Consider the following 26,512-nt stretch of genomic DNA (forward strand, 5'->3'; position numbering starts at 1 on the left):
ATTCATTGTTTGAATCAGCCTTTTTTTGTGCATTAGAGTTTAACTATTTATCGTTGTTTTCTAATAAACGATTTAGAAGTAACTCTAGATTTACGGTTGCGAATGAAGAACTGTAATCTGATAAACCATACGGTATAATAAGTTCCCCATTACTGATAATTGATCCACAAGAATAGACCACGTTTGGAACATAACCTTCACGCTCATCATTATTTGGTATAATTAGTGGTTCCATTAAATGCCCGATTTCTTTGGTTGGGTCGTCTAAATCTAACAACACTGCTCCGATACAATATCTTCTCATCGGGCCAACACCATGGGTTATAACCAGCCAACCTTTGTCAGTTTCAATCGGCGAACCACAGTTTCCTATCTGTACAAGCTCCCAACAGTAACGTGGCTGTTTTAGCAAAATTGGATTTTCCCAAACATTCACTTTGTCAGAGAACATGATGTAATTATTCCAACCATCTATCCTACTCATCATTACATATTTTCCGTTTATTTTACGGGGGAATAATGCTAAATTTTTATTTTGTGCGCCATCTCCATAAAGCGGAATCACTTTAAATTCATAGAAATCCTCCGTTTGTACCAATTTCGGAATAATAAGCGATCCATCAAATGCGGTATAAGTCGCGTAATACACTACTCTTCCATCATCTTTTATAAATTTTACAAACCTGGCATCTTCAATTCCTTTTCGTTCAAACTCTGAGATCGGGAAAATAACACGATCTGAAATATCGGTATCTTTTGAAAAACTTATCGTGTGGTAGGTATCAGAAAGCCAAAGCACTTTATCAAATTCAACCGACTTAACTGGGTTATCTTTATGTAAGCTTTTAGAATCTTTAATGATATTACTTAATGCAGTATACTCAAACTTATCATCCAATTTAGCCTCAATCTCCTCCAAAACCGAAGGATCTATTTGTGCGTAAGCAGCTTTTTTAAGAAAAAGCTTTTTAACATAAATTGCATTTTTCACCACCTCAGCCTCATCAACATAATCGCCTACCGGCAGCACCTGAATATTATTATTTTTATCAATTAATGCCCTTCTGAAAACAATCGATGAAATGTGGCCTTCTCCAACAGCCCTGAAGCTAATAATTACTCTTTTCTCGCCTTCGACTAAATCCGTTTGATCAGGATCATCTACAATACTGGGATTGAAAAAAGCAGCAGATTCAATTGAATATTCGTGTGTAAAGTAAGCACCGATCAATAACCTTTTATATTGATCAAGGTCTTCCATATCGGTATTTAATATGGTAAACTGCTTTTTAAGTTTTTTACAATGTCGATTTAAAATCTTTGTGATATTCCTATGTCGTTTTGAGTATTCCTGCAGAATTGGCGAAATTAAGGAGAAAACTTTTTCGTCAGAAAACTCTAAAACTTTTCTTATCACCTCAAGTGCTCTTTCCTCTCCGTTAAAAAAAAAACGGGCAATAACACGTTTGGTATCGGGGTTTACCTTAACGGGTTTTCGTTCTATGTATAATCTCATTTCTATGTTAATTTGATCGTTCATTCGAATTCTTTATCCGAATGTTTTCAATATGTATATTAACTAAATTTACTATATAATTGTTTCTTTTTTTATCCTTTTGAGGATAATCTTTACCTTTAACATTATTGCTGTTCTCATCGGGATCAGCATTCTAAAAATACAATCATGCCTGAAAACATTATCCCAATTAATAGCGACAGCCGATTAGAAAAACTTTTATATTATGAAATTTTAAATTCACCAGCAGAGCACACATACGACAATATCAGCTGGTTGGCGGCTGCAATTTTTGAGGTGGAAAATGCTGGAATTTGCTTTATAACCAACGATGATATTTTTATAAAATCGCAAGTTGGAAAGAAGATTGAATTGTCAAAGAATGATAATTTTCTATCACCAGAATACTTAAAAGACGGGGCGGTAACAACGAATGATAGCTCAAAAAGTGATGAGCAAACTAAATATATAGCTGTACCCATCAAATCTCCTGATCATTTTATAATTGGAGCGCTTTATGTGTTGGGCAATATCACGGCAGAACCAACGGAAAAACAAAAAGAAGTGTTATCAAAATTAGCAGAACTAGTTATTGATAAATTAGAAACCAGGATTGCCATCAGACAAACACTAACTGCACAGGATGATCGCTTGCATGTGCTCATTCACGATTTAAAAAATCCGATGACTACTATTTCTCTACAATCGGAATTGGTGAGTAGAATGCCAAACATCGATGAAAAAGCGGGCTTGATTGCTTTAAAAATTAATTTGCAATCAAAAAAAATGGTCGGTAGTTTAAACGAAATTTTAAGCTCGGCTAAAAAAGTAAATGGTTCATTTAAACCACAAAAAAATAAAATTGATCTCAGAGAAATTTTAAATTCAGTTAGCCAAAAACTAGAGCCACTAGCTAATAAAAAAAGTCAAAACTTTGATATTAAAATAAATTCGGCTTTACAAATTTTTGGCGACGACGAAAAGATAACGGCGCTCTTTTATCACATCTTACATAACTCAATTAAATTTTCTCCTGAAAATAGAAGCATCACATTGTCGCATCAGCAAGAAGAAAATCTAATTACGATAGCTGTTAAAGATGAGGGCGTAGGCTTAAATGATATTGATTTGGAAAGACTTTTTATAAAATTTGCAGATCTAAGCGCCATACCAACTCATGGCGAAAATTCTAATGGCTTGGGACTTACAGCTGTGAAAATGTTTGTAGATATGCATAAAGGTAAAATTTGGGCAGAGAGTGAAGGCAAAAATAAGGGCACGACTTTTTTTGTTCAGCTACCTATCAAATAATTAATCGAGCAATTCTGCTAAGCTCATTTCCTCAAGCGCAATTCGTTCTGGAGTTCCATTTTTCAGAAATGACCACTTGATTAAACGTATTACTCCATTTTCAATTTCAATGCCCGTAATGTCGCCATCACTAAAACAACAACAACCACTATTAAAATAGCCCGGTTTGTACTGTTTAAATTCTGGCGCCTCATCCCCTTCCCGAATTCTTTTCTTCAATTCGGCATTTAATAAGTCAATTTCTTGTTGATTATTACTTAAGGTCGCTCTTTTTAGCTTTAAATAGATCCGCTCCAAATGGGTAAGCGAAGCAAAAACTGGCTGATGCGTATGCCCGGTAATCAGCGAGGTATTTTGTTGTTTTGTTTGCCAGCTATACATCATACTGTTATGTTCGGTTTTAAGCTGATTATCGTAAGCCGGAGTATTAGGGTTAATTCGCAAAAAAGATTGCAGAGGTGCCCAAATCGTACTAACAAACCACTTACTAAACCAATTTCCGTCACTTTGTAAATCTCCCTGATGGCCATGAGTAAGGAAAATATTTAACTTTCTATCCGCTATAGTCGTTCTTAAAATCGCACCCTCATAAATGGGTATCTTTTTTCCGTAAATTCTATTAAGGTTGAGGCCAGCAAGTGGATCGTTATCCCAATACAAATCGTGATTACCGAATATTTTTGTAAACGATTCAGAGAGTATAAATGCCTTCTCTGCCTCGAAAGTAGCTTTATTGTGTTTAATTACAGATTCCATTAAATTTTCCCATAGCTCTTCACTATCTCCCAGGTTGATGTAATGAAAATTTTCTCGATGATAATGAGCAAGCGCCGCTAAATAGTTTTTCTCTGCCAGAGCGAAATCATCAGCATAGTCTCTTGCGCCTTTATGCTGATCGGAAAAGATGATAAATTTATCGTCCGGTTGCATATCGAAAACTAGTCCTCGTTTGCCGGGCTCGCCCAAAATAGTCTCATAAAGTTTCGTCAATGCTTCGTGAATACGTATCTGATTAGGTCGAGAACCAAACTTGTTAGAGAGGCTAATTACCCATTTACCTAATAATCTTTGTAAAAACTTTCGCATTGAAACTATTAATATGTAGATGAAAATAACAAAAAAGAGCTACAAACGTTTCGAAATCTCCATATTTAAAACTCGGTAACTTTTGCAGGAAATGTTCGGTAACAAATCATTTATATTGGTTTCTTTCTTCGCTAATATACTTACATTAGTCTGCTAACCAAATGAAAACCAAAATGACACCGTATCAATTTAATAAACTACTAAAACCTTTTAGTCTAGCCTTTGCTTTCCTTACTTTCAATAGCCTTTGCGCTTTGGCACAAAACAATAAAACTCCTGAATTACAATTGAGTAATGTCAAAAAAATCGCTCGTTTAACAGGAACACCACTCAAAGGTGAACAACTTCCCAGTCCGAATAATACTTCAAAGGACTATGATGTTGGTGGAACTGATCTGGGAATTTTTTGGCAAATGGAAGGTTCAAAAGTCGGGATCTTTTTCGGTGATACTCATGGAAGAGAATTTATTGCTGAAAAAGATGGTAAAGGCGGTGGCAATGGTGCTAATTGGCGGTCAAATGTTCTGGCATTTTCAAGCGACAATAATCTGGAGGATGGAATCACAATTGATTCTATGGTATTGGATGAAAACGGAAGTGCCCGAGAAATTTGTGCTGGTGGAAAGACAAATCCTAAAAAATACAACACCTCTATTCCAACAGCAGCTATTCGAGTAGGTAAAACAGATTATGTGCATTACATGAACATTTTTGATTGGGCCGGTAAAAATGGCCGATGGCTTACTAACTTTTCTTCGTTGTATGCCTCAACAGATGATGGAAAAACCTGGACGAGAAAAGAGGCAGTAACCTTTAATGGAAATAGTAAGTTTTCACAGATCTGTTATGCTAAAAAAGAAGGTTTTGTTTATATGATAGGAAGCTTAGCCGGTCGTGGTGGGCCCGGATATCTGGCCAGGATTAAGGAAATAGATATGCTGAATTTAGATCAATACGAATATTGGAATGGTGATTCGAAAAAGTGGTTCAAAGCTGATGAAGGTAAAGCGACCATTATAATTCCCGGACCCATTGGCGAAGCCTCCCTCCTATATCATAAGAAATTTAAGCGATGGATCATTGCTTACAGCTATGATTCAGCTTATGATCCAATGGCGAAAAGTAAATTCCATGCCATGGTTTATCGCGATGCCAAAAGTATTAATGGAACCTGGAGCAATCTAAAAATATTAGCCGATGTTAACCAATTTAAAGGATTATACTGTCCTTATATTTATCCGTTAAAAAATAACGACGATCATTTATACTTCACTATGTCGCAGTGGGAGCCCTATAATGTTTACTTAATGAAAGCTAATATCAGCATGAAATAGCTAGGCATCTTCCCCATTCCAAACATCATCATCCGCATGTTTTATCTCATCATGGCTAGATGTTGATGACTTGAAAAGCTCATCGTGGTGGTAATTTCTTTCTGGATTTTCAGGTAACATATCATCATGTTGCGATGCTATTTTACGCAGGTGCTCTGGTTTTTTAACTTCTGGTAAATCATCATGAATGACTGAAGGAGTTAAAATTTTTTTACCGGGATTAGATTTGTTTTCCATAATGCGAGTTGATCAAATTTCAAGCCATAACTTGATTGTAAAAAACAATACCCGCCTATTATTCGGCAGGTATTGTTATAAAAATTAATAGTTTCCGGTTACTCCTACTTCCAAACCTCTCAGTTCTGCAAGTCCGCGTAAACGCCCAATAGCCGAATAACCTGGGTTGGTCTGCTTTGCAAGATCGTCCAGCATCTGGTGCCCATGATCCGGGCGGAAAGGAATCGGCTGTTCCCTTTTGGCATTTTCTTCCGTCAGTGCCTTCATTATCTCGAACATGTTTACATCGCCACCCAAATGGTCGGCCTCGTAAAAACTGCCGTCATCATCTTTTTTAACGTTGCGCAGATGCGCAAAATAAACCCGCTCTTTAACTGCATTAAAAATCGCAAGGGTGTCGTTTTTCATTCCCGCACCTAAAGATCCGGTACAAAAACAAACGCCGTTAAAGGCCTGATTTACTTCGTTGATGATATATTCAAAATCTTCCAGCGTACTCGCTATCCTGGGCAAACCCAAAATTGGATAAGGCGGGTCATCAGGATGGATCGTCATCTTTATCCCCTCTTCGGTACAAACTCCGGCAATGGCGTTAAGGAAAAATTTTAGGTTTTCTTTCAGACCTTGTGTACCTATTGCTGCATATTCGTTTATGCTCGCCCTCAGGGTTTCCAGTTCAATTTCCTTTTCGTTGGGAATGCCCATCAGTACATTGATGCGCAGATTTTGCAGTTCCGTCTCGTTAAGCGTGGCAAATTTTTCGTTTGCTCTTTTCAGGATGGATGAATTGTAATCAGCCTCCGCATTTTCTCTCTTCAGTATATGCAGATCAAAGATGGCCAGATCGATCCAGTCGAAATAAAGGGCCTTTGATCCGTCGGCCATTTCCAGATCGAGTTGGGTACGTGTCCAGTCCAGAACAGGCATAAAATTATAGCATACCGTTTTGATGCCGCACTGCGACAGGTTGCGCAGTGAGGTTCGGTAATTTTCCAGGTAGTGTTCTGCATCGTGCCTACGGGTTTTGATCGCCTCATGAACCGGTACGCTTTCCACTACCGACCAGGTTAAACCTGCGGCCTCAATAATAGCTTTGCGTTCCATGATATCTTCCAAGGGCCAAACCTCGCCATGTGGAATGTGGTGCAAAGCAGTTACAATTCCGGTGGCACCGGCCTGTTTAACATCCTGCAGACTTACCGGGTCGTTCGGACCATACCAGCGCCAGGTTTGTTCCAGTTTTTTATATTTCATTTCCATAATTTAAACTCCCGAAAAAGCACCAAAACCGCCGTCAACCCATTTTTTTTTACAAAGCGAAAGTCCGTCTCTAAACGCTCTCCCTAAAAGTCTGGCTAGCACAACGACCTCATTCTTGATAAAAAACCGTTGCTGGATATTTCTGCTATTAGTTTTTCTATCTTGTTATTCTACCACTAATGTAGCGATGGAATGCGGCAAGCTAGTCGTTGTTGCTGCCATACCCTTTATCCATAAACTGTACTTTAGCTTTTCATCCGATTGATTCATCACCACAACCACTAATTTTCCATCAGCATTTAAAAACGACGTAGATTGTAATAGATCACGGCTGGATGCAGAACCTATTCTTTTCGCTCCAGGACGAATAAATTTAGAAAAGTGCCCCATATAATAATAGGCATTGGTATAAATCAACTTATCATTCTTGGTATCTGCATGCACCGGAGCGAAACAGAAGTTGCCTACATGGTTCGGACCTCCGTTTTCATCTAACAAAATATTCCAATCTGTCCAGGCAGCCGTACCCGCATTAAAATCGTTAATCATTGAATAACCGTAGCGTTCGCCTAAAGTCCAGTCGCCCAATTTATTCACATCGTACTTCTCTTTACATCCTTCAGTAAAAATTAACGCTTTATCGGGATAGGCTTCATGCACCTGGCGAACGTTTCCGAACTGCATTCCACTGCCTGTCCATGTTTCATACCAGTGAAACCCAATTCCCCAAACATATTTTGCAGCTTCTTTATCGTTTAAAATTGTACTTGCTCTTTGGAAAATCTGATCACGATTGTGATCCCAAGCGATTAATTTTTTACTACTCAATCCTGATTTTTGCAAAGTTGGCCCTAAAAAATTTTTAATGAAATCACGTTCTTCCTCTGCTGTGTACACGCAAGATTCCCAGATTTGTTTCGCCATTGGCTCATTTTGAACAGATAAACCCCAAATTGGCATGCCCATGGCTTCATAGGCTTTAATGAATTTTACATAATGGTTGGCCCAACTCTGGCGATACTGGGGCAATAAATGTCCACCTTTAATTAAACTGTTATTATCTTTCATCCAAGCTGGGGGCGACCACGGACTTACATAAAGCGCTAGCTTTCCTCCGGCAGCAGCAGTTGCCTGCTTAATTAATGGAATTTTATACTGCTCATCATGCGCAACGCTGAATGTTTTTAAATCTTTGTCGTTATCTTGAACATAGGCATAACTTCCGCTCGAAAAATCGCAACTAGCTATATTGGTACGTGCTAAAGTGTAACCAATACCTTTATCTTTATTGTAATATGCTGCTAGTAATTCTTGCTGGTTTTTCTTAGAAAGTTTGGCAAATGTTTCTGCAGAAGCATCTGTAAGTGCTCCACCAATGCCTACGAGCGTTTGATACTTAATTGTAGGATCTACAAAAATAGTCGGCTCTGTTTCAAAAGGCTGCTTATTCTCTACAAAATTTAAAGTTTCTGTTTTGCTTATTCGATAGTCCGTTTTTTCAGCGGTAGTATAAACCGTTACTTTTTTATTTCCGATGTTATACTTTTCAACTGTTTGACTAGATTTTTTTTGTTGCGCAGCTGCCGTAAATGCAGTTGCTAAAACCAATAGGATACTTAGCTTTTGTTTCATTTTATATTTTTTAAATCAACAGCCGTTTGTTTGGCCATCATTCATTTGAAACTTCGAATTTCCGAATAAAAGATTCATTAAAGTCACAAAACCACGATTTTTAGTAATTATTTTTTAACTTTTTAGATAACCATTTATCTATCAAGGACTATAGCCAATGTGCTGGATTATTACTTATACTTCTCCAGCATTTCACCATAAAAATTTTTCAATACGAAGTAAGCTTTTTTCTTCTCGCCAGTTTCAGAAATAAGTCCTTTTCTATTCCAAAAATTTTGGTAAACTGGATGCTGCCTACGCGGCGATCTGAAATCCGTTAAAATCCAAGGGGTAATCCCTCTTAATGATTTTATTTTGCTCAACATCGTAATTTGATTTTTGTACAATGCCTCTTGATATTCCTCGCTCCAGCGTGTATTTTCATCAGCATGGAAACCCGCTAATGCATCGCCACCAAATTCGCTTATTACCACTGGCTTATTATATTTAATATTGAAATCGTATTTTGTAATTTCACTTGGCACACCGCCAAAATACCAACCTGCGTACTCGTTGAAGCTAACTAAATCAATTTTTTCACCGAGCGGATCATTCAAAATCATCGTGTTTCCTTCGCGATGTACCTCAAGTGCAGCTGCTATTAAACGGGTATCATCTAAAGTGCGGGCAGTTTCTACCAAATTACTCATGAAACTTAAACGGGCATCGCTTAATGGCGTTTCATTCCCAACCGACCAAATAATTACACTTGCCCGGTTTTTATCACGGACAATTAAATCTGTAAGCTGCTGTTTGGCATTGGCATAGGTGGCTGGGTTCGTCCAGCTGATGGTCCAATAAACCGGTACTTCAGCCCAAACCATTAGGCCCATTTCATCGGCCAAACGGAGCATTTTTTCATTGTGAGGATAGTGTGCCAGCCTAACATAATTGCAGTTCATATCTTTTGCCCATTGCAGCATCATTCGCATATCCCCATCAGAACGCAGGCGTCCTGCCAGTATAGGATTCTCATCATGAAGCGAAATTCCCCTCAAAAAAACAGATTTCCCGTTTAACAAAATGCTATCGCCTTTAGCCTCTATCGTTCTGAAACCAATCTTATCATCAATATTTTCTTTATCAGATTTAATGTTTGCAGCATATAACTTTGGGTTTTCAGGCGACCACAAGCTTAGATTGTTCCAGATAAATTCATCATTAACTTTTCCTTCACTATCTGTTTTATATTTCTTCTCAAGTTTTAATTCCGGAATTGATAGTGTGATATCTTGTCCAGCAGTGGCATCTGATAGTTTTAAAGAAAAACTAACTAAATTATTGTTTCCTTTTACCAGCTGCAATTTATAATCGCTGATAAAATGATCAGGGAATTCAGCCAAATACACCTCTCGTGTAATGCCCCCATAATTCCACCAATCGGTATTTACAGTTGGAATTTCATCCGGCCTTCTGGTATTATCAACCTTCACAACGAGTGAATTCTCGCCAGTTTTTAATTTATTGGTTACATCGAATTGAAAAGGCGTAAAACCACCTTTATGCACACCGAGTTTTTTACCGTTTAAATAAACATGGGCTTCGTAGTTTACAGCTCCAAAATAGACGAAATATTTCTTACCCTTCTCTGGTTTGGCATCAAATCTTTTACGCAGCCAAATTGTGCCTTCATAAAGTTCGAGTTTTTCCGACTGCGAATTCCAATCACCCGGTACATTCATTTGAGGAGAACCAGTAAAATTGTATTCTATCAATTCAGATTTATCTTTCTGTTCCCGATCGTCAAAAAAACCTCCTGTTCCTGTTCTGGATTGATCATACGGCTGATGACGATAATCGTAGTATCCATTTTCATAAGGATCGATAATATAATTCCATTTGCCGTTTAGACTTTGAATATTTCTACCTTGAATGTTTTGGATTGAACTAACTTGTGAGAAGCAAATGGATGAAAGAAGCGTAAATAGAAGTAAAAAAACTCTAAATTTTAAATTGGGCATAATGATTTAATTTTTAGGGTAGCAGTACTTACTTATCATGCTTTCGGAATGTATAAAAGCAATTTTAGACGATTAAGCTACCCCCATAAAGTAATTTAACGCAAATAACAATGCCAAATATATTGAATTATTTGAAAGGCTTTGAGTTGGATTTGATTTTAAAAGAACAAGGTAACAAGTTTTCTACGAGGAAGTTTCCTTTGTTTACGTAAGCGAAACAGCATTATTTTTAATCTCATTTCGATGTTTCTCATTGTAAATAAAAGCACCAACAATAAGCAACCCGGCTAGGCCCTCGAAAGCTACAACTGTTTGTGTACCAAATTGATGTGCGAGATACCCCATAAGCAAACTTCCTATTGGTAAAACGCCCTGATAAGCCATAATATAATAGCTCAAGGTCCTTCCCCTCATTAAATCATCAGCATGCGTTTGCAAGTAAGTATTTATTGATGAGGTTTGCGCCATTAAACCCAGCGCAGCCAAACCGGTACAGATTAATGCTAAAATTAACGAAGGACTAATGGCCAACGCCACTACAGAAACAGCCAACAAGATGCCTGAAACCATCACTATTTTTTGTAAGTTTTGATTCACCTTTAGTGTGGCCATATAAATTGCCCCGAAAAAGGCACCGAAACCTGCAGCACTCTCAAACCAGCCGAAAGTGGTGGCTGTTCCATTGAAAATATCTTTTGCAAAAACAGGCAATAAGGTTGTAAATGGGATGACTAACAGACTTGACGCTGCCATCATTATAATCATTGATGCTAAATCTGGCGATGATTTTAAATAATCGTAACCTTTTCGAAGATCAACCCATATATTTTCTCTTGATTTTGGGTGCTCTTGCAGTTTCAGTTTCATCATCACTAAACAAACAATTACTGCAATAAAACTGAGGAAATTAATCAAAAAACACATATCCTCTCCCAGAGTACTTAAAATTACTCCTGCCAAGGCTGGCCCAACCAATCTCGCTGCATTAAAAACCGAAGAGTTAAGCGCAATAGCATTTGGTAAATCTTCTTTGTCCTCTACCAAATTAACCATAAGCGATTGTCGGGCAGTCACATCAAACGAATTTACCAGGCCTTGAACAAGCGATAAAGCAGCAATCCAAAATATATCATAAACTTTAAACCAAATCATTACCGCAAGCGCTCCAGCTTGAAGCATCAGGATGATTTGAGTAATCATTAAGATTTTGTACTTGTTATGTCTATCCACATAACTCCCGGCATATGGCGCCAAAACCAAAGATGGGATCAAACTCAAAAAAGTAATTAAACCCAGTAAAAATGCAGATTCGGTGATTTGGTACACCAACCAACTTACCGCAACACGCTGCATCCAGGTGCCTACCAGCGAAATGGCTTGGCCTGTAAAGAATAATCTATAATTGTAATGTTTTAATGAACGAAAAATACCCATATCTAAAATAGTAAAGTAACTTTACAAAAGTAAGATTTTAAACGGGATACAAGAAATTGTAAACAGGATATTTAATCATTTTAAAATCATAAAAGAGACATTATTTTGGATCAGGAGAGAATAATAAATTAATATTTACCGTATATTTGTAAAGCTTATTTACTAAAAATGCCAACAGAAACTCAAGAAATTGCCGCTAAATTAAGAAGCACAGTTACCCGTTTAACCAGACAGTTGCGGAAACAGAATGTGAGTTCTTCATTTAGTAATGCTGAATTACTGACGATGTCGTTACTGGAACAACATGGTAAAATGTTATCTACAGAGCTGGCAGATTTGGAACGGGTTTCTAAGCAGGCAATCTCTCAAATCATCAACCGGTTGGTAGAGGCGAAATGTGTTGAACGCCAACCAAGTGCAGACGACAAACGAAAAACCTTCATCAGCTTAACTAAACTGGGCGAAAAACATATCATCGCCACAAGAAAAATTAAAGAAGAGTGGCTTGTACAAACCATGGAAAAGATTTTCTCATCAGAAGAGATTATGCTTATACAAGCTTTTCTCCCCTTACTATCTCGTTTGGTAGAACATAATGGTGCAAGGGTATAATTTACTTTATGATTATGCAAATAAGCCGTACCTTGCAAGTTCAAAATGGCATTATATTTTACTTCTATAAATTCTGGCAGCAACGGCAATTGTTATTACATTGGTAACGATGACGAAGCCGTTTTGGTAGATGTCGGATTAACTTGTAAAGAGGTAGAAACCCGAATCAATCGGCTTGGTTTATCTTTAAAAAAAATCAAAGCCATTTTCATCTCACACGAACATAGCGATCACATTAAAGGTTTGAGCGTTTTTGCAAAAAAACATCAGCTACCTGTTTATATTAGTACGCCTACTTATAAGAGCAGCAAGCTGACTTTAATTGAAGATAATGTTTTCACTATTTCTCATTTACAAGAAATTAAAATCGGCAAATTGAACATTCTTGCTTTTTCTAAATTTCATGATGCTGCAGATCCGTATAGCTTTACTATAGAATGCAATGATGTGCGGGTTGGCGTTTTTACTGATATTGGCGCCATTTGCGATAGATTGGTTACGCAGTTCAAAACCTGCCATGCAGCATTTTTAGAGGCAAATTATTGTCCCAATATGCTCGCTAACGGAAGCTACCCTTATTTTTTAAAGCGAAGAATTACAAGTGGCCACGGGCACTTAAGCAACACACAGGCCCTTGAGCTTTTTCAAAATCATAAGCCTGCTTTTATGACCCATCTATTGCTTAGTCACCTTTCAAAAGATAATAATAACCCTGTTTTAGTTGAAGAAATTTTCAAAAACGTAGCCGGAGAAACGTTTGTTCAGGTAGCATCGCGTGATCAGGAAACTCCGTTATTTTATGTAAATAACAACAATGTTCAAAAATCTACATACCATTTTAATCCAACGGAATACGTTCCTGATCAGCTAAACTTATTTAGTTGACAAAATGGGGTTTAGATAGGCTTAGAAAAAAATCTCTCAAAGCAAAATAGCAAATTTATTTTTTTTCAAACTTTTTTTTGAGCTATTGGTTATCTATATACTTCATAAATAGTTTGTTTGGTTTATTCGGGGCTTAAGGATTTAAGCCCCTTTCTCTTTCCAAACCACTTCAATTCAGAATATATCAAGCCCTAATTTTAAAATCATAATTTTTAATTTACATTTGAGCAAAATCTCCCCCTATTGTTTTTTTTAAATCTTTTAATAAAAATAAAATGGAGACAAGTAAATTCTCAAAATTTAGCGCCGAATTTCTAGGCACTTTAGTATTAGTTTTAATGGGTTGCGGTAGCGCCGTAATAGCCGGAGCAGACGGCACTACGGGCGTTGGCCTACTCGGTATTTCTTTTGCATTTGGCTTATCTGTTGTTGCGATGGCTTACGCGATCGGGCACATTTCCGGCTGTCACATTAACCCGGCAATTTCCATTGGTATGGTAGTAGCTGGCCGTATGAAAGCCGGGGAAGCAGCATATTATATTGTTGCCCAGATTTTGGGTGCTATTGCAGGTGCTGGTTTGCTCTATCTAATTGTAAGTAACCAGGAAAATTTTGAAATGAAAGAATGGGCTTTAGGCTCGAACGGCTGGGGAAAAGGTTATTTTGCAGAGTATAACTCTACTGCTGCATTCATTGCTGAAGCTGTATTCACCTTTATTTTCTTGTTGGTGATATTTGGAGCAACTTCTACTAAAAATATCAATGGTGGTTTCGCAGGCTTAGCCATCGGTCTTTCATTGGTACTCATTCATATTGTAGGCATCAAAATAACAGGAGTTTCTGTGAATCCTGCTCGTAGCATCGGTCCGGCGATATTGGCTGGAGGAGAAGCTTTAAAACAAGTTTGGCTATTTGTTGCGGCGCCAATTGTAGGTGCAGTATTGAGCGCACTAGTTTGGAAAAGCGTTTTAGAGAAGAGCTAAAGAATGAATAGCAAAGCAAAACTAAAAATACTTATTCTCTGTGTTGCTGTATTTTCCCTATCAATATTTTTATTGATTAGACATTACATGAATACAGAGAAAAACGATATAACTGCTAAGATTCATTTTTCTGAATTACTTATTAAAGAAGGAAAAACAATTCTTACAACGTACGACACGGTGTATAGTGATTACCATAGAAGAGGTCAAACAAGCAAATACATGACAATTTCCTACTTTTATAAGGTAAAGGATAAAATATACAAAAAAGATAAACAGATATTAGAGGTCCCGGTAAGCCATACGCTATCGGTAGTTTACCTTCCCAGTAATCCAAATATTCATTCTGAAAATGCTCACGACGATCTGGAATACCAGAAAAAACAACTTAATAACGTATCAGGATCATTTTTGGGATGGTTTCTCCTAATAATAAGCGTTAGTGTCTTTTATTTTATGAGGAAAGATTATCTAAGAGAAATAAACGAGCAACTCGACAGCGAAAATTAATTTTTAAATAAACATCTGTGGTTTTGAAGCCACAGATGTTTATTTTTTATAAATTCTTCACAATCGCCTGATCCATTGGTTTTGTTTTTGAGCGGAAACGGTGAACCAACTCCCCTTTTTCATTTATCAAAAACTTCTCAAAGTTCCATTTAATATCACCTTGTTCTTCTGTGTTGGTTTGCGAAGTTAAATATTTAAACAGCGGACTAATATCATCGCCTTTTACACTGCTTTTTTCGGCAAGCATGAAAGATACATTGTATTTGCCAGTGCAAAACTCTTTAATTTCAGCATTGGTAGAAAACTCTTGCTCACCGAAATTTCCTGCTGGAAAGCCAATTAGCACCACTTTTTTACCATATTGCTTTTGGAGTTTTTCTAAATCTTCATATTGCGGCGTAAATCCACATTTGGAGGCCGTGTTGACAATTAAAATTTTCTTGCCTTTAAATTTAGATAATTTGACCTCTTTGCCATCAATAGTTTTGAAGCTGAAATCGTAAACATTCTTTGGCGGATTTGGCACCAAAAAGTTTAATAGGATAAGGATAGTATTGATCATTGTTTTTTTGTTTTTATATACGAATATAGACACAAATAGTTTTCACTCATGTGATTTGCATGTAAATTAAATGATAATCCTCAAAATTAAACCAAAAGTATAAATCTATGTCGTACCAATGAACCAAACTTTGTTGCTATGAAAATTAAGCTCATACTTATAATTATATCTGTATCACTTCTTGCATGCAAAAAGAAAATTGATGAACCAGCTCCGACAAATTCTGAGCACATGTATTTTCCTCCTACTAATACAAGCGATTGGGAAACAAAATCGATTTCGAGTCTCGGCTGGAAACAAAATGCTGTAGAGGACTTAAAAAAATATCTTGCAGAGAAAAATTCTAAATCATTTATGATTTTAGTTAACGGAAGGATTGTATTGGAAGAATATTTTAATGGCCATACAAAAGACGCCACCTGGGAATGGAATAGTGCCGGTAAAACACTCGTTTCTGCCGCAACCGGTATTGCCCAACAAGAAAACCTATTAAAGGTGAACAATGCAGTATCTCAGTATCTAGGCACGGGCTGGACCAGCGAACCTCTCGTTAAAGAAAATCTAATTAGCGTAAAACACCTCTTAACTATGACATCAGGATTGGATGAAAGCAGCGAATTAGGCGTCAAATCGAAATTGACTTATGTAGCTGATGCTGGGAATCGGTGGGCTTATGCTAATGTTTTTCAAAAACTGATGGATGTGGTTTCTGCAGCAAGCAAGCAAAATTTTGAAAACTATTTCAATGCTAAAATAAGAAATAAACTAGGCATGGATGGTTTTTGGAATGACGGATTTATTTTTAAAATATATAACAGCAGTACCAGAAGCATGGCAAGATTTGGTTTGCTAGCCTTAAACAAGGGAAAATGGAACAACGAGCAAATTTTGAATGAATCCTTCTTCTCTGAAAGCACAAATACATCACAAAATATAAATCTTTCTTATGTTATTTATGGTGGTTAAATGGTAAAGGGAGTTATATGATACCGGGAAGTCAAAGTATTTTTCAAGGCAGTTTAGTTACGAATGCGCCAGGCGATATGTATACTGCTATGGGCGCATCAGACCAACGTATTTATGTAATACCGAGCAAAAGTATGGTTATCGTGCGTATGGGTAATGCATCCGACCCAGCCAATCCATCGTTCGCCGTTTCGGGATTTGATAATGCGCTTTGGCAAAAAATAAATGCTGTGATAAATTAAGTGATGATTCGGGTCAATCAAGCTTTTCTGACGTTAAATTTTAAGAAAAATTCAAAAAAAAATTGTATTAAATAATGCGCAAGTTTGGATTTATACTTTAATTATAGCTTTATTTGCACAAAATCGTTATTTCATGGCTAAAAACTTATTAATCGTCGAGTCTCCCGCAAAAGCTAAAACTATAGAAGGCTACCTAGGCAAAGATTTCCTTGTGAAATCGAGCTATGGCCATATTCGGGATTTAGCTAAAGGCGATATGGCGATTGATATTGCAAACGATTTTGCCCAGACCTATGAAGTGCCAGCCGATAAAAAGGCATTGGTAGCCGAATTAAAGAAACTTGCCAAAGATGCCGAAATGGTATGGCTAGCATCCGATGAGGACCGTGAAGGGGAAGCCATTTCCTGGCACTTGTTTGAAACTTTAGGACTGAAAGTAGAAAAAACAAAACGTATCGTTTTCCATGAAATAACTAAACCGGCAATCTTAAAAGCGATAGACAGCCCACGAAGCATTGATTATAATTTAGTTAATGCCCAACAGGCTCGTCGTGTTTTAGATAGATTAGTAGGTTTCGAACTTTCTCCTGTATTGTGGAAAAAGGTTAAACCTTCTCTTTCAGCAGGTCGTGTGCAATCTGTAGCAGTTCGTTTAATTGTTGATAGAGAAAGAGAAGTTCAAAACTTCAAGGCTGCTGCTGCATATAAAATCACTGCTCAATTTTCTACAGGTAAAGGAAAAGAGGTTGTTAAGGCCGAATTGGCACAACGATTCGAAAGTGAAGCCGATGCAGAAAAATTCCTTCAAGATTGTGCTTCGGCTAAGTTTGACATCACTAGTTTAGAAACCAAGCCAGCAAAACGTAATCCTGCTGCGCCGTTTACGACTTCTACCCTACAGCAGGAAGCATCGCGTAAATTAGGATTCCCGGTAGCAAGGACAATGCAGGTTGCCCAACGCCTATACGAGGCTGGAAAGATTACTTACATGAGAACAGATTCTGTAAACCTATCAGAAACTGCTTTAAACGCTGCTGCCGCTGAAATTAAATCAGCGTATGGCGACAAATACCACCAACAAAGAGTTTACAGAACAAAATCGGCAGGTGCGCAGGAAGCTCACGAAGCCATCCGCCCCACCTATTTCGATCGACATACCGTTGATGGCGATATTTCAGAGAAACGTTTGTACGATTTAATCTGGAAACGCTCCATCGCATCGCAAATGAGCGAAGCTTTATTCGAAAAAACAACTGCCCAGATTACGGCATCTACCAGAAAAGAGCATCTAGTTGCAGAAGGAGAAGTTTTGAAGTTTGATGGTTTCTTAAAAGTTTATTTAGAATCTACGGATGATGAAGAAGGCGAAGAAAAAGAAGGCGGTTCAATTTTACCTCCCTTAGCCAAAGGGCAAGAATTATTTTTAAAAGAAATGCAGGCAACCGAACGTTATTCTCGTCCGCCAGCAAGATATACGGAGGCCAGTTTAGTTAAGAAGCTGGAAGAACTGGGCATCGGCCGTCCTTCTACTTATGCACCAACCATTTCGACGGTTCAAAATCGTGGTTATGTGGTTAAAGAAGATAGAGATGGTAAACAGCGTAAATTTACGGCCATTATTTTGGCTGATGGAAAAGTAACCAAGGATACGAAATCAGAAATTACGGGTGCTGAAAAGCAGAAACTCTTCCCTACTGATATTGGCGAAGTAGTAAATGATTTTTTAGTTGAACATTTCAAAGGAATTGTAGATTTCAACTTCACAGCTAAGGTGGAGAAAGAATTTGACGAGATTGCCCAAGGTTTGCAAGAGTGGACCAAAATGCTGCATTCTTTCTACAATCCTTTCCATTCGGAAGTTGAAACGACTTTAGAGACAGCAGAACGTGCTACAGGTGAACGCTTATTAGGGCTGGATCCGGCAACAGGTAAAAATGTTTACACAAAGGTTGGTAAGTTCGGTCCGCTGGTACAAATCGGCGAGCTTGATGAAGAAGAGAAACCACGTTATGCGAGTTTAATGCGTAGCCAATCAGTTGCTACTATAACATTAGATGAAGCACTGGAATTGTTTAAATTACCAATGCAATTACCCGATTTTGAAGGCAAAGAGGTAATGATTGGTGTTGGCCGTTTCGGACCTTACGTTAAATGGGGCGAGGCTTTTATTTCGCTACCCAAAAATGAAGAACCTCTTTCTGTTACTTATGATAGAGCCGTTCAAATTATACAAGAGAAAATGGATGCCGATGCACCAATCGCCTACTATGATGGTTTAGGTGTAACTAAAGGCAAGGGCCGTTTTGGTCCTTTCATCAAATGGAACGACTTGTTTATTAATATTCCCGCTAAAGGTTATGATTTCGATAACTTAACACAAGCTGATATCGAAACACTAATTGGCAAAAAAGTAGAAAAAGAGGCTAACCGCTATATCAAAACCTGGGATGCTGAAAAAATTTCAATCGAAAATGGCCGTTGGGGACCCTTCATCCGTTTTGGCAAATTGATGCTGAAATTGAGGAACAACGAAGCTACTAAACAAAAATATACAGCTGAAGAATTAGCTGATGTAGATTTGGAGGTAATTAAAAAAATGATTGTCGAACAGGTACCTAAAGCTTTTGAGGTGAAGAAAAAAGCTCCGGCTAAGAAGAAAGCTCCGGCAAAAAAGACTGTAGCAAGTAAGAAGTAAACCTTTAATAAAGAATAAGGAACAAGGATTAAGGGTAAATACCTAAGAAATATATAGTCCTTGTCCTTTTATCCAGAAAAAACAATTTAGAACAAAAAAATAAACAAGGACTAAAGATTAGAAGTAAAACTCTAAAAATCTATCGTCTTTGTTCCTTGTTCTTTTATCCTTAATCTCAATGAAAGCCGATTTACCAGAAAATTCAGTTGAAGATATTGCAATGGCTGTTGTATTAATGAGTGAAACTCCAGAAGTAAAAAACTGGACTGTTTATCTTGTTAATTTAAAAAGCGAGCCAATTACAAATGTTTTAATCAGCTCAAAAGGTTATGGTGAAAAAGATGGCAAGCAAGTAAAAACCTCCGTTTTAAGGCATTTCATTGGCGATATGAAAGCTCAGGATTTCAAGGGTGTTGAAGCCATTGATCCAGAAGTTTTCGGGTTAACGAATGAATATTGGTTAAGCTATTATGTCGGTTCAACCATTTACGATAAAAAATTTATTTTCCTGCCTGAAAGTATTATCGATTCTAATTTGATTAAAATTCCATTGGTAAATAGACCTGGCGTGATGATCAAATGAGTCGTGAGTGCTGAGTCATTAGTCAACCCCTGGCTGATAAAAAAGACCAATTGATATAGTATCCGAATCCAAGACTTCAGACTCTGGACTAGAGACTTTAGACCAACTAAGGCACCTTAACCGCTTGTCTACCAAGCAACTTCCACCCTGCTTTTTCCTTACTCCAAACCAGCAGGATATTTAATTTCACATTTCCGGGAACATTTTTATCGTTGGTTTTCGCATTTAGCGTGTGCCGCACTAAAGCTGTTTTATTCTGAATGGTAACCGTTTGATCGGTTAAGTTAATATCGACAAAGTCAGATGATCCAGACAACAGCGATTGCATAAACTGTTGTTTGGTTTCTATTTTTCCACTGGAGTGGCCATAACTTAAATTATTCAAAATCAACTTATCTAACGCTAAACTATCAGGAGTAATCATCAGTTCCGTTAGCTTATTTACTGCATTCTCCACTTCATTTTTTTGCGCAAAAGAAAAATTTACTATCATAATGAGAGCGGAAAAAATGAAAAGTTTCTTAAACATATCTGGTTTCTTTAGGTGATTTGTAAACTTATCTAAATCCAACGAAAAGTACAAATAGAAAACGCTAAAGGAAGTTCAAATGTGTAAAAGTCTCAAGCAAACCAATACAAATAATAGTTCGAAGCGGGCAAAAAATAAAGAAGTTTCTACAAATATACATCTGGAAAAAATCGATAATTAAAAAAGAATAGCTTTATGGATATACAAATTTTAAGTAGCTAAATCCCAACAAGACCCTAATTTTCAACAAAATTCAGTTTAACAGGAATTTTAGTTTATTTTGAATCACATCTAATCAGCATTCAGAAAATGGAACAGCCCTCTACCTATCAATCATCCTCTAAAAAGAAATTTATTTTTATTGGATTACTGGTCATTTCAATTGCCGCAATTCTCTTTATTTATTTCGGTCGCAAGAAAAAAACAAATGAAGAGAACCAGGCTTATGCAAAATACATTGAGGCTTATACCTCAGGTACCATCTCAAAAAAGAGTTTTATTCGGGTACATTTAGCCAATGCTGCTAGTGGAATGCAAGATTTAGGCAAGGCTGATTCAAGAGATTTATTCGATTTTTCGCCATCTATTTCTGGAAAAACCTATTGGATAGATCCGCAAACTGTGGAATTTCGTCCAGATGAACCCATGAAACCAGGCAAAGAATATGAAGCGACTTTTAAACTCTCTGAAGTTTCTGCCACCGAAAAAGGTTTGGAAGATTTCGATTTTGAGTTTAAAGTGATTACACCTGGCGTGATGCTTTCGCAAAATGGTTTGGTTTCTCAAAATAATACTTCTATGGATTATATGAAGTTAACCGGAGAAGTAGCAACCGCAGATGCTGAAGAAATTTCGAAGATTGAAAAGATCATCGAGCTCGATTTTGATCAAAAATTAAAAGTAAAGTGGCAACACGACCCTGCGAAGAACATTTCGAAATTCACTATCGATAGTATTAAGAAAAAGGCATCCGATCAAACTTTGAAAATTGAATGGGACGGAGATGCCATTGATGCTGACCAAAAAGGTGAAGAAGAAATTAGAATCCCTTCTTTAAACAAGTTCGAAATTCTGGATATGAAAGCCATCCAAGGTGAAGAAGATTACGCTTTGGTACAGTTTTCGGAGCCGATTGGTGTAGGGCAAGATTTAACCGGATTGATTTCACTTGGTAACCTGAGCGATTTGCGTTATACCATAGATGCCAGCCAGGTTAAAGTTTACGCCGCTGAAGAGCTGAAAGGCGATTATACTTTCAACGTGAACAATGGCGTAGAAAATATTAATGGCAAAACGTTAACCGGTGGAAAAACAGCAAATCTGGTTTTCGAGGATAAAATTCCTTCGGTAACAATAGCCGGTGGAGGAACAATCTTACCAAATTCAGGAAAGTTGGTTTTGCCTTTTGAGGCCATCAATTTAAAGGCTGTAGATGTAACAGTAATTAAAATATACGAAAACAATATCCCTCAATTTTTCCAAACCAATAGTTATAAAGATGGTAATGAACTCCGACGGGTAGCTAAGCCAATCCTTCAAAAAACAGTTCGTTTAGATGAGGATAAATCTTTAAACCTTCATAAGAAAAATCGTTTCACTTTAGATTTGGATAAGATGATTCGTACTGAACCGGGCGCTATGTATCGGGTTACCATTGCTTTTCGCCGAGAATATAATGCCTATAACTGTAAAGCCGGTGAAGAAACGGCAGGCGATGGAGACGGCGAAGAAGAATATGGAGATGGCGATAGTTACGGAGAGAAAATTGACGAAGATGACGATTTTTGGATGCGTTATAACAATTATTACCCACAAAACTATCGTTGGGCTGATAAGGATAATCCATGTACCTCATCATTTTATACCACCCAACGTTGGGCCAGCAGAAACTTAATTGCATCGAACATTGGTTTGGTTGCGAAACGTGGAAATGACAATAGCATGCTCATTGTAGCCACTGATTTATTAACGGCAAAGCCTTTAAGCGGTGTCGATCTGGAATTAATGGATTATCAAAAGCAAATTATTTTTACCACCAAAACAGATGGAGATGGTTTTGCCAGATTCGATTTGAAACGACAACCATTTCTTTTAATTGCAAAAAATGGCTCGGAACGTGGCTATTTAAAATTAGATGATGGAAGTTCATTGCCATTGAGTCGCTTTGATGTTGGTGGTGACGTAGTTCAAAGTGGTTTGAAAGGATTTATTTATGGAGAACGGGGCGTTTGGCGTCCGGGTGATAGTTTATTTGTGTCATTTATATTAGAAGACAAGCAGAAAAAATTACCTGCCAACTATCCAGTTACCATGGAGTTCTATAACCCGAAAGGGCAGTTATATAAACGGTTGATTAACGGCAAACCGTTAAATGGATTTTACAGCTTCAAAACTGCAACCGAAAATACCGCTCCTACCGGAAACTGGATGGCAAAAGTAAAAGCCGGTGGCGCCACATTTACTAAAACGCTTAAGATTGAAACGGTAATGCCCAACCGTTTAAAAATTGATTTTAATGTAGGCAACAGAAGTTATTTGAGTTCTGGTACATCTGCGGCAACCTTAACGGCAAAATGGCTTTTCGGTTCTCCGGCGCAAAATTTAAAAGCTAAGGTTGATGTTAACTTAAATACTACCGAGACCAAGTTTAAAGGTTTTGAAGGTTTTAGTTTTGATAATCCTACCATTAATTTCGAATCTCAGGTAAAAACTATTTTCGAGGGTTCTTTAAATGGAGCTGGAAGTGCCCAAATCAACACCAATTTAAATGAGAACAATACTGCTCCGGGGGTTTTAAGAGCCAACTTTACTACAAAAGTTTTCGAGCCAGGTGGTAATTTCAGTATCGATAACTTCAGCATTCCTTACCATGTTTATAAGAGCTATCTGGGTGTCCGTCCGGAAAAAGGCGATAAGCTAAGCGGTATGCTGGTTACAGGAAAAGACCATAAAATTGAAATCGTAAATGTAAATACTGATGGAAAATTATTGGCTGGAAGTAAAACTGTTCAAATAGAATTGTATAAAACGCAATGGCGTTGGTGGTGGGAACAAGATAACCAAAACACCTATTCAAATTTTACTCAAAATCAATACAATAAGTTGGTCGAAACGCACCAGGTTAATTTATCAAACGGGAAAGGCAGTTGGAATTTACGGATCGATGAACCAGAATGGGGTCGTTATTTGATTCTCGTTCGGGATGAAAATGGTGGTCACGTAACCGGAAAATCAGTTTATGTAGATTGGCCGGGATGGGCACAGCGTGAACAAAGTGCAAATCCGACAGAGGCATCGATGTTATCGTTTACAGCTAACAAAGAAAAATTTACCGTTGGCGAAGATATTACTTTAACTATTCCAACCGCAAAAGATGGCAGGGCACTGATTTCTATCGAGAATGGAAGTCGCGTTTTAAAAACGTTTTGGATTGATACCAAAGCCGGCCAAACGCAATATAAATTTAAGGCAGAAAAAGAAATGGCACCAAACGTTTTTGCAAACATTACTTTGTTACAGCCTCATGCGCAAACGGTAAACGATCTACCAATCAGAATGTACGGTGCAATACCTATTTCTGTTGAAGACCCACAAACAATTTTGAAACCAACAATTAAAATGTTGGATAAAATTAAGCCTGAAACCGAAAATACGATTACCGTTGGAGAACAAAACGGTAAAGCCATGACGTATACCATTGCTTTGGTTGATGAAGGCCTATTGGATTTAACACGTTTTAAAACTCCAGACCCACATGGTGCATTTTATGCCCGCGAAGGTTTAGGTGTTAAAACATGGGATTTATTTGATTATGTGTTGGGTGCTTGGGGTGGAAATCTGGAACGCATATTAAGTATTGGTGGCGATGGAAGCATCAATAAAAATCTAAACCCTGCAAAGGCAAATCGATTTAAAGCGGTGGTGAAATTTATGGGGCCGTATACGATTGGTAAAGGCGAAAGCAAAACGCATAAATTCAAATTACCACAATACATTGGTGCATTAAGAGCGATGGTAGTTGCCGGACAAGATGCCGCCTATGGTTTTGCAGAAAAATCTGTTCAGGTTAAAAAGCCTTTAATGGTTTTAGCTACCCTACCGCGAGTTATTGGTCCGGGTGAAACGTTTACGTTACCAGTTACTGTTTTTGCCACAGAAAACAACTTGAAAAACGTTTCTGTTCAACTTCAAGCGAGTAATTTAATTGTTCAAGGAACTAATAAACAACAACTCTACTATCAAAAAACTGGTGAACAAATGGCTTACTTTGAAGTTAAAGCACCAGATAAAGTGGGCATAGCAAAAGTGAAAGTGACCGCTCAAAGTGGCAACGAAAAAACGGACTACGATGTAGAGATGGACATCAGAAATCCTAATCCTTATGTCACCAATGTGGTTTCAGCTACCGTTCAACCGCATACCAAATGGGCCGTAAACTATCAACCTATCGGGATGGCAGGTACCAACTCGGGTTCACTGGAAGTTTCTTCAATTCCAGCCATTAATTTAGGCAAGCGATTGGGTTACTTAATCCAATATCCTCACGGATGTATTGAGCAAACTACTTCGGGTATTTTCCCTCAATTGTATCTGGATAGGTTAAGTCCTTTAAATGAACAGCAAAAAGCCAAAACAGAGAAAAACATCAAGGCTGGAATTACCCGATTGAAAGGTTTCCAAACCACTGATGGAGGCTTATCTTACTGGCCTGGCGAAGGCAGTTCTGATGAATGGGGAACTAACTATGCTGGTCATTTCTTAGTGGAAGCGCAAAATGCTGGCTATACGTTACCGGTTGGTTTACTGGATGAACTTTTACGTTATCAAAAAACAAAAGCTGCAAATTGGGCTCCTAACAGCAATAATTTTTACGGTGGAGATTTATCTCAGGCATATCGTTTATACATGCTTGCGCTGGCAAAAAAACCAGAAATGGCTGCAATGAACCGTTTGAAAGCATTCGAATATCTGTCAGTGGCCGCAAAATGGCGATTAGCAGCGGCGTATAAATTGGCCGGACAAAGCAATGTTGCCTCAAATATGATTAGTGGGTTAGACACTTCAATTCAGCCTTACAAACAGCTCGGAGGCACTTACGGTTCTGACGTTCGCGATCAGGCAATGATTTTGGAAACACTTACATTGCTTGGCCAAAAAGCAAAAGCGGCGAGTTTACTTCAACCATTGGCTGCCAAACTGGGTGAAAATACCTGGTACAGTACGCAAACAACGGCCTATAGTTTATTGGCTATTGGTAAGTTCTGCGGTTCTAATCAGTCATCAAATAAACTACAATATCAATACGTGTTAGATGGAAAATCAGTTCCTGTCAATTCAGATCAATATCTGAATAGCACTCCAGTTAGCTTCAAAGGCAGTACGGCTTCGATCACCAACAATGGCAATAACGTGTTGTTTGTTCGTTTGGTTTTAGAAGGACAACCTGTTGCAGGTCAGAACAACTTTTTACCAAACAGACCTGAAGTTTTGGATATGAACGTAAGCTACAAACGTTTAAACGGAACAACTTTAGATCCGACAACATTAAAACAGGGAACCGATTTTTATGCTGAAGTAACTGTAAAAAATCCAGGAAGAATGGGCTATTACGAACAAATGGCGTTAACCCAAATCTTCCCTTCGGGTTGGGAAATTATTAATACCCGTGTTAACGATAACCAAAGTATCCTGGCTTCATCTCCGTTTACGTATCAAGATATTCGTGACGATCGGGTTTTCACCTACTTCAATATCAGAGAAAACGAAAGCCTGGTGTACAAAGTATTGCTCAACGCGTCGTATGTTGGAAAATATTATCTATCAGCAGTTCAATGTGAGGCGATGTATAACAACGATATTTCAGCAACACAAGCTGGGAAATGGGTACAGGTAGTGAAATAGTGGTTTCTTTAAGAAAGTTCACGCCATAATGGCGATGAAAAACCACCCCTAACCCCTCCTTGAAAATAAGGAGGGGAATTGGACACTGCGGGTTGAAAATTTTACAATAATTTTTAAGCTGGTGGGTTTAATCCCAAAACCAATATTAAATGCAGAAAATTACCCTTATCTCTTACAATTCCCCTCCTATTTTAGGAGGGGTTAGGGGTGGTAAAGCAAATCGATTCTTACCAA

At 37.8% G+C, this 26,512-nt stretch carries 20 protein-coding genes; 11 read left to right on the forward strand and 9 right to left on the reverse strand.

What is annotated here, in order from left to right; translation table 11 throughout:
• Nucleotides 1-43: 43 nt before the first annotated feature.
• Entirely contained in the window at nt 44-1,516 is a 1,473-nt protein-coding gene (locus tag AC3ITD_RS08880; protein ID WP_489365784.1) for a glycoside hydrolase family 130 protein, read from the reverse strand.
• 168 nt (nt 1,517-1,684) lie between these two features.
• Here AC3ITD_RS08880 and AC3ITD_RS08885 point away from each other — a divergent pair, with 168 nt between their 5' ends.
• Nucleotides 1,685-2,827, forward strand: a complete 1,143-nt coding sequence (locus tag AC3ITD_RS08885) for a sensor histidine kinase (RefSeq protein ID WP_489365786.1) — start codon at nt 1,685-1,687, stop codon at nt 2,825-2,827.
• On the opposite strand, the gene AC3ITD_RS08890 is transcribed toward AC3ITD_RS08885, so the two are convergent.
• Complete coding sequence (locus AC3ITD_RS08890; protein ID WP_489365788.1) at nt 2,828-3,913, reverse strand: metallophosphoesterase family protein; 1,086 nt, start codon at nt 3,911-3,913, stop codon at nt 2,828-2,830. It abuts the gene before it with no gap.
• Between the two features lie 161 nt (nt 3,914-4,074).
• Between AC3ITD_RS08890 and AC3ITD_RS08895 the strand changes: the two genes are divergently transcribed.
• Nucleotides 4,075-5,247 (forward strand): glycoside hydrolase family 183 protein, encoded by a 1,173-nt coding sequence (locus tag AC3ITD_RS08895; RefSeq protein WP_489365790.1) that lies wholly within the window; start codon nt 4,075-4,077, stop codon nt 5,245-5,247.
• On the opposite strand, the gene AC3ITD_RS08900 is transcribed toward AC3ITD_RS08895, so the two are convergent.
• From AC3ITD_RS08900 to AC3ITD_RS08920, 5 genes are all read right to left on the reverse strand, one after another.
• Nucleotides 5,248-5,484, reverse strand: a complete 237-nt coding sequence (locus tag AC3ITD_RS08900) for a hypothetical protein (RefSeq protein ID WP_489365792.1) — start codon at nt 5,482-5,484, stop codon at nt 5,248-5,250. It lies immediately after the preceding gene.
• Between the two features lie 84 nt (nt 5,485-5,568).
• Nucleotides 5,569-6,738 carry a mannonate dehydratase gene (uxuA, locus tag AC3ITD_RS08905; RefSeq protein WP_489365794.1) on the reverse strand — a complete coding sequence of 390 codons (1,170 nt, stop codon included), beginning with the start codon at nt 6,736-6,738 and terminating at the stop codon, nt 5,569-5,571.
• Between the two features lie 171 nt (nt 6,739-6,909).
• Nucleotides 6,910-8,376, reverse strand: coding sequence for a glycoside hydrolase family 30 protein (locus AC3ITD_RS08910; protein WP_489365796.1), 1,467 nt, complete (start codon nt 8,374-8,376; stop codon nt 6,910-6,912).
• 170 nt (nt 8,377-8,546) lie between these two features.
• Nucleotides 8,547-10,376, reverse strand: coding sequence for a glycoside hydrolase family 2 protein (locus AC3ITD_RS08915; RefSeq protein ID WP_489365798.1), 1,830 nt, complete (start codon nt 10,374-10,376; stop codon nt 8,547-8,549).
• A gap of 204 nt (nt 10,377-10,580) precedes the next feature.
• Nucleotides 10,581-11,810, reverse strand: coding sequence for an MFS transporter (locus AC3ITD_RS08920; protein ID WP_489365800.1), 1,230 nt, complete (start codon nt 11,808-11,810; stop codon nt 10,581-10,583).
• Between the two features lie 168 nt (nt 11,811-11,978).
• Between AC3ITD_RS08920 and AC3ITD_RS08925 the strand changes: the two genes are divergently transcribed.
• The 4 genes from AC3ITD_RS08925 to AC3ITD_RS08940 all read left to right on the forward strand — a co-directional run bounded on the left by AC3ITD_RS08925 (nt 11,979) and on the right by AC3ITD_RS08940 (nt 14,800).
• The gene (locus AC3ITD_RS08925) at nt 11,979-12,422 is read left to right on the forward strand and encodes a MarR family winged helix-turn-helix transcriptional regulator (protein WP_056850051.1); all 444 of its coding nucleotides are present in this window, start codon (nt 11,979-11,981) and stop codon (nt 12,420-12,422) included.
• A 45-nt stretch (nt 12,423-12,467) separates the two neighbouring features.
• Nucleotides 12,468-13,307, forward strand: coding sequence for an MBL fold metallo-hydrolase (locus AC3ITD_RS08930; protein ID WP_265801032.1), 840 nt, complete (start codon nt 12,468-12,470; stop codon nt 13,305-13,307).
• Between the two features lie 275 nt (nt 13,308-13,582).
• On the forward strand, nt 13,583-14,290 hold the full coding sequence (gene aqpZ / locus AC3ITD_RS08935) for an aquaporin Z (protein ID WP_265801031.1): 708 nt from the start codon (nt 13,583-13,585) through the stop codon (nt 14,288-14,290).
• 222 nt (nt 14,291-14,512) lie between these two features.
• Entirely contained in the window at nt 14,513-14,800 is a 288-nt protein-coding gene (locus AC3ITD_RS08940) for a hypothetical protein (RefSeq protein ID WP_489365803.1), read from the forward strand.
• Between the two features lie 46 nt (nt 14,801-14,846).
• Here AC3ITD_RS08940 and AC3ITD_RS08945 read toward each other — a convergent pair whose 3' ends face one another.
• Entirely contained in the window at nt 14,847-15,362 is a 516-nt protein-coding gene (locus tag AC3ITD_RS08945; RefSeq protein ID WP_489365805.1) for a glutathione peroxidase, read from the reverse strand.
• Nucleotides 15,363-15,500: 138 nt separating this feature from the next.
• Here AC3ITD_RS08945 and AC3ITD_RS08950 point away from each other — a divergent pair, with 138 nt between their 5' ends.
• From AC3ITD_RS08950 to AC3ITD_RS08965, 4 genes are all read left to right on the forward strand, one after another.
• The gene (locus AC3ITD_RS08950) at nt 15,501-16,328 is read left to right on the forward strand and encodes a serine hydrolase domain-containing protein (protein WP_489365807.1); all 828 of its coding nucleotides are present in this window, start codon (nt 15,501-15,503) and stop codon (nt 16,326-16,328) included.
• 17 nt (nt 16,329-16,345) lie between these two features.
• On the forward strand, nt 16,346-16,570 hold the full coding sequence (locus tag AC3ITD_RS08955) for a hypothetical protein (protein ID WP_489365809.1): 225 nt from the start codon (nt 16,346-16,348) through the stop codon (nt 16,568-16,570).
• A 133-nt stretch (nt 16,571-16,703) separates the two neighbouring features.
• Nucleotides 16,704-19,265, forward strand: coding sequence for a type I DNA topoisomerase (gene topA, locus AC3ITD_RS08960; RefSeq protein ID WP_489365811.1), 2,562 nt, complete (start codon nt 16,704-16,706; stop codon nt 19,263-19,265).
• A 178-nt stretch (nt 19,266-19,443) separates the two neighbouring features.
• A complete protein-coding gene (locus AC3ITD_RS08965; RefSeq protein ID WP_489365813.1) occupies nt 19,444-19,848 on the forward strand; it encodes a hypothetical protein in 405 nt (134 codons plus the stop codon).
• Between the two features lie 106 nt (nt 19,849-19,954).
• On the opposite strand, the gene AC3ITD_RS08970 is transcribed toward AC3ITD_RS08965, so the two are convergent.
• Nucleotides 19,955-20,341, reverse strand: a complete 387-nt coding sequence (locus AC3ITD_RS08970) for a nuclear transport factor 2 family protein (protein ID WP_489365815.1) — start codon at nt 20,339-20,341, stop codon at nt 19,955-19,957.
• A 345-nt stretch (nt 20,342-20,686) separates the two neighbouring features.
• Between AC3ITD_RS08970 and AC3ITD_RS08975 the strand changes: the two genes are divergently transcribed.
• Nucleotides 20,687-26,278: an alpha-2-macroglobulin family protein gene (locus AC3ITD_RS08975; RefSeq protein WP_489365817.1), complete on the forward strand. Its 5,592-nt coding sequence runs from the start codon at nt 20,687-20,689 to the stop codon at nt 26,276-26,278.
• The last annotated feature ends 234 nt before the right edge of the window (nt 26,279-26,512 follow it).

The sequence above is a fragment of the Pedobacter sp. KH_004 genome, from assembly GCF_057840755.1.

Excerpts from the sequence above, each read along its gene's own strand:
- AC3ITD_RS08880 (WP_489365784.1), bottom strand. The coding sequence starts at position 1,516 with ATGAGATTATACATAGAACGAAAACCCGTTAAGGTAAACCCCGATACC.
- AC3ITD_RS08885 (WP_489365786.1), top strand. The coding sequence starts at position 1,685 with ATGCCTGAAAACATTATCCCAATTAATAGCGACAGCCGATTAGAAAAA.
- AC3ITD_RS08890 (WP_489365788.1), bottom strand. The coding sequence starts at position 3,913 with ATGCGAAAGTTTTTACAAAGATTATTAGGTAAATGGGTAATTAGCCTC.
- AC3ITD_RS08895 (WP_489365790.1), top strand. The coding sequence starts at position 4,075 with ATGAAAACCAAAATGACACCGTATCAATTTAATAAACTACTAAAACCT.
- AC3ITD_RS08900 (WP_489365792.1), bottom strand. The coding sequence starts at position 5,484 with ATGGAAAACAAATCTAATCCCGGTAAAAAAATTTTAACTCCTTCAGTC.
- uxuA (WP_489365794.1), bottom strand. The coding sequence starts at position 6,738 with ATGAAATATAAAAAACTGGAACAAACCTGGCGCTGGTATGGTCCGAAC.
- AC3ITD_RS08910 (WP_489365796.1), bottom strand. The coding sequence starts at position 8,376 with ATGAAACAAAAGCTAAGTATCCTATTGGTTTTAGCAACTGCATTTACG.
- AC3ITD_RS08915 (WP_489365798.1), bottom strand. The coding sequence starts at position 10,376 with ATGCCCAATTTAAAATTTAGAGTTTTTTTACTTCTATTTACGCTTCTT.
- AC3ITD_RS08920 (WP_489365800.1), bottom strand. The coding sequence starts at position 11,810 with ATGGGTATTTTTCGTTCATTAAAACATTACAATTATAGATTATTCTTT.
- AC3ITD_RS08925 (WP_056850051.1), top strand. The coding sequence starts at position 11,979 with ATGCCAACAGAAACTCAAGAAATTGCCGCTAAATTAAGAAGCACAGTT.
- AC3ITD_RS08930 (WP_265801032.1), top strand. The coding sequence starts at position 12,468 with ATGGCATTATATTTTACTTCTATAAATTCTGGCAGCAACGGCAATTGT.
- aqpZ (WP_265801031.1), top strand. The coding sequence starts at position 13,583 with ATGGAGACAAGTAAATTCTCAAAATTTAGCGCCGAATTTCTAGGCACT.
- AC3ITD_RS08940 (WP_489365803.1), top strand. The coding sequence starts at position 14,513 with ATGACAATTTCCTACTTTTATAAGGTAAAGGATAAAATATACAAAAAA.
- AC3ITD_RS08945 (WP_489365805.1), bottom strand. The coding sequence starts at position 15,362 with ATGATCAATACTATCCTTATCCTATTAAACTTTTTGGTGCCAAATCCG.
- AC3ITD_RS08950 (WP_489365807.1), top strand. The coding sequence starts at position 15,501 with ATGAAAATTAAGCTCATACTTATAATTATATCTGTATCACTTCTTGCA.
- AC3ITD_RS08955 (WP_489365809.1), top strand. The coding sequence starts at position 16,346 with ATGATACCGGGAAGTCAAAGTATTTTTCAAGGCAGTTTAGTTACGAAT.
- topA (WP_489365811.1), top strand. The coding sequence starts at position 16,704 with ATGGCTAAAAACTTATTAATCGTCGAGTCTCCCGCAAAAGCTAAAACT.
- AC3ITD_RS08965 (WP_489365813.1), top strand. The coding sequence starts at position 19,444 with ATGAAAGCCGATTTACCAGAAAATTCAGTTGAAGATATTGCAATGGCT.
- AC3ITD_RS08970 (WP_489365815.1), bottom strand. The coding sequence starts at position 20,341 with ATGATAGTAAATTTTTCTTTTGCGCAAAAAAATGAAGTGGAGAATGCA.
- AC3ITD_RS08975 (WP_489365817.1), top strand. The coding sequence starts at position 20,687 with ATGGAACAGCCCTCTACCTATCAATCATCCTCTAAAAAGAAATTTATT.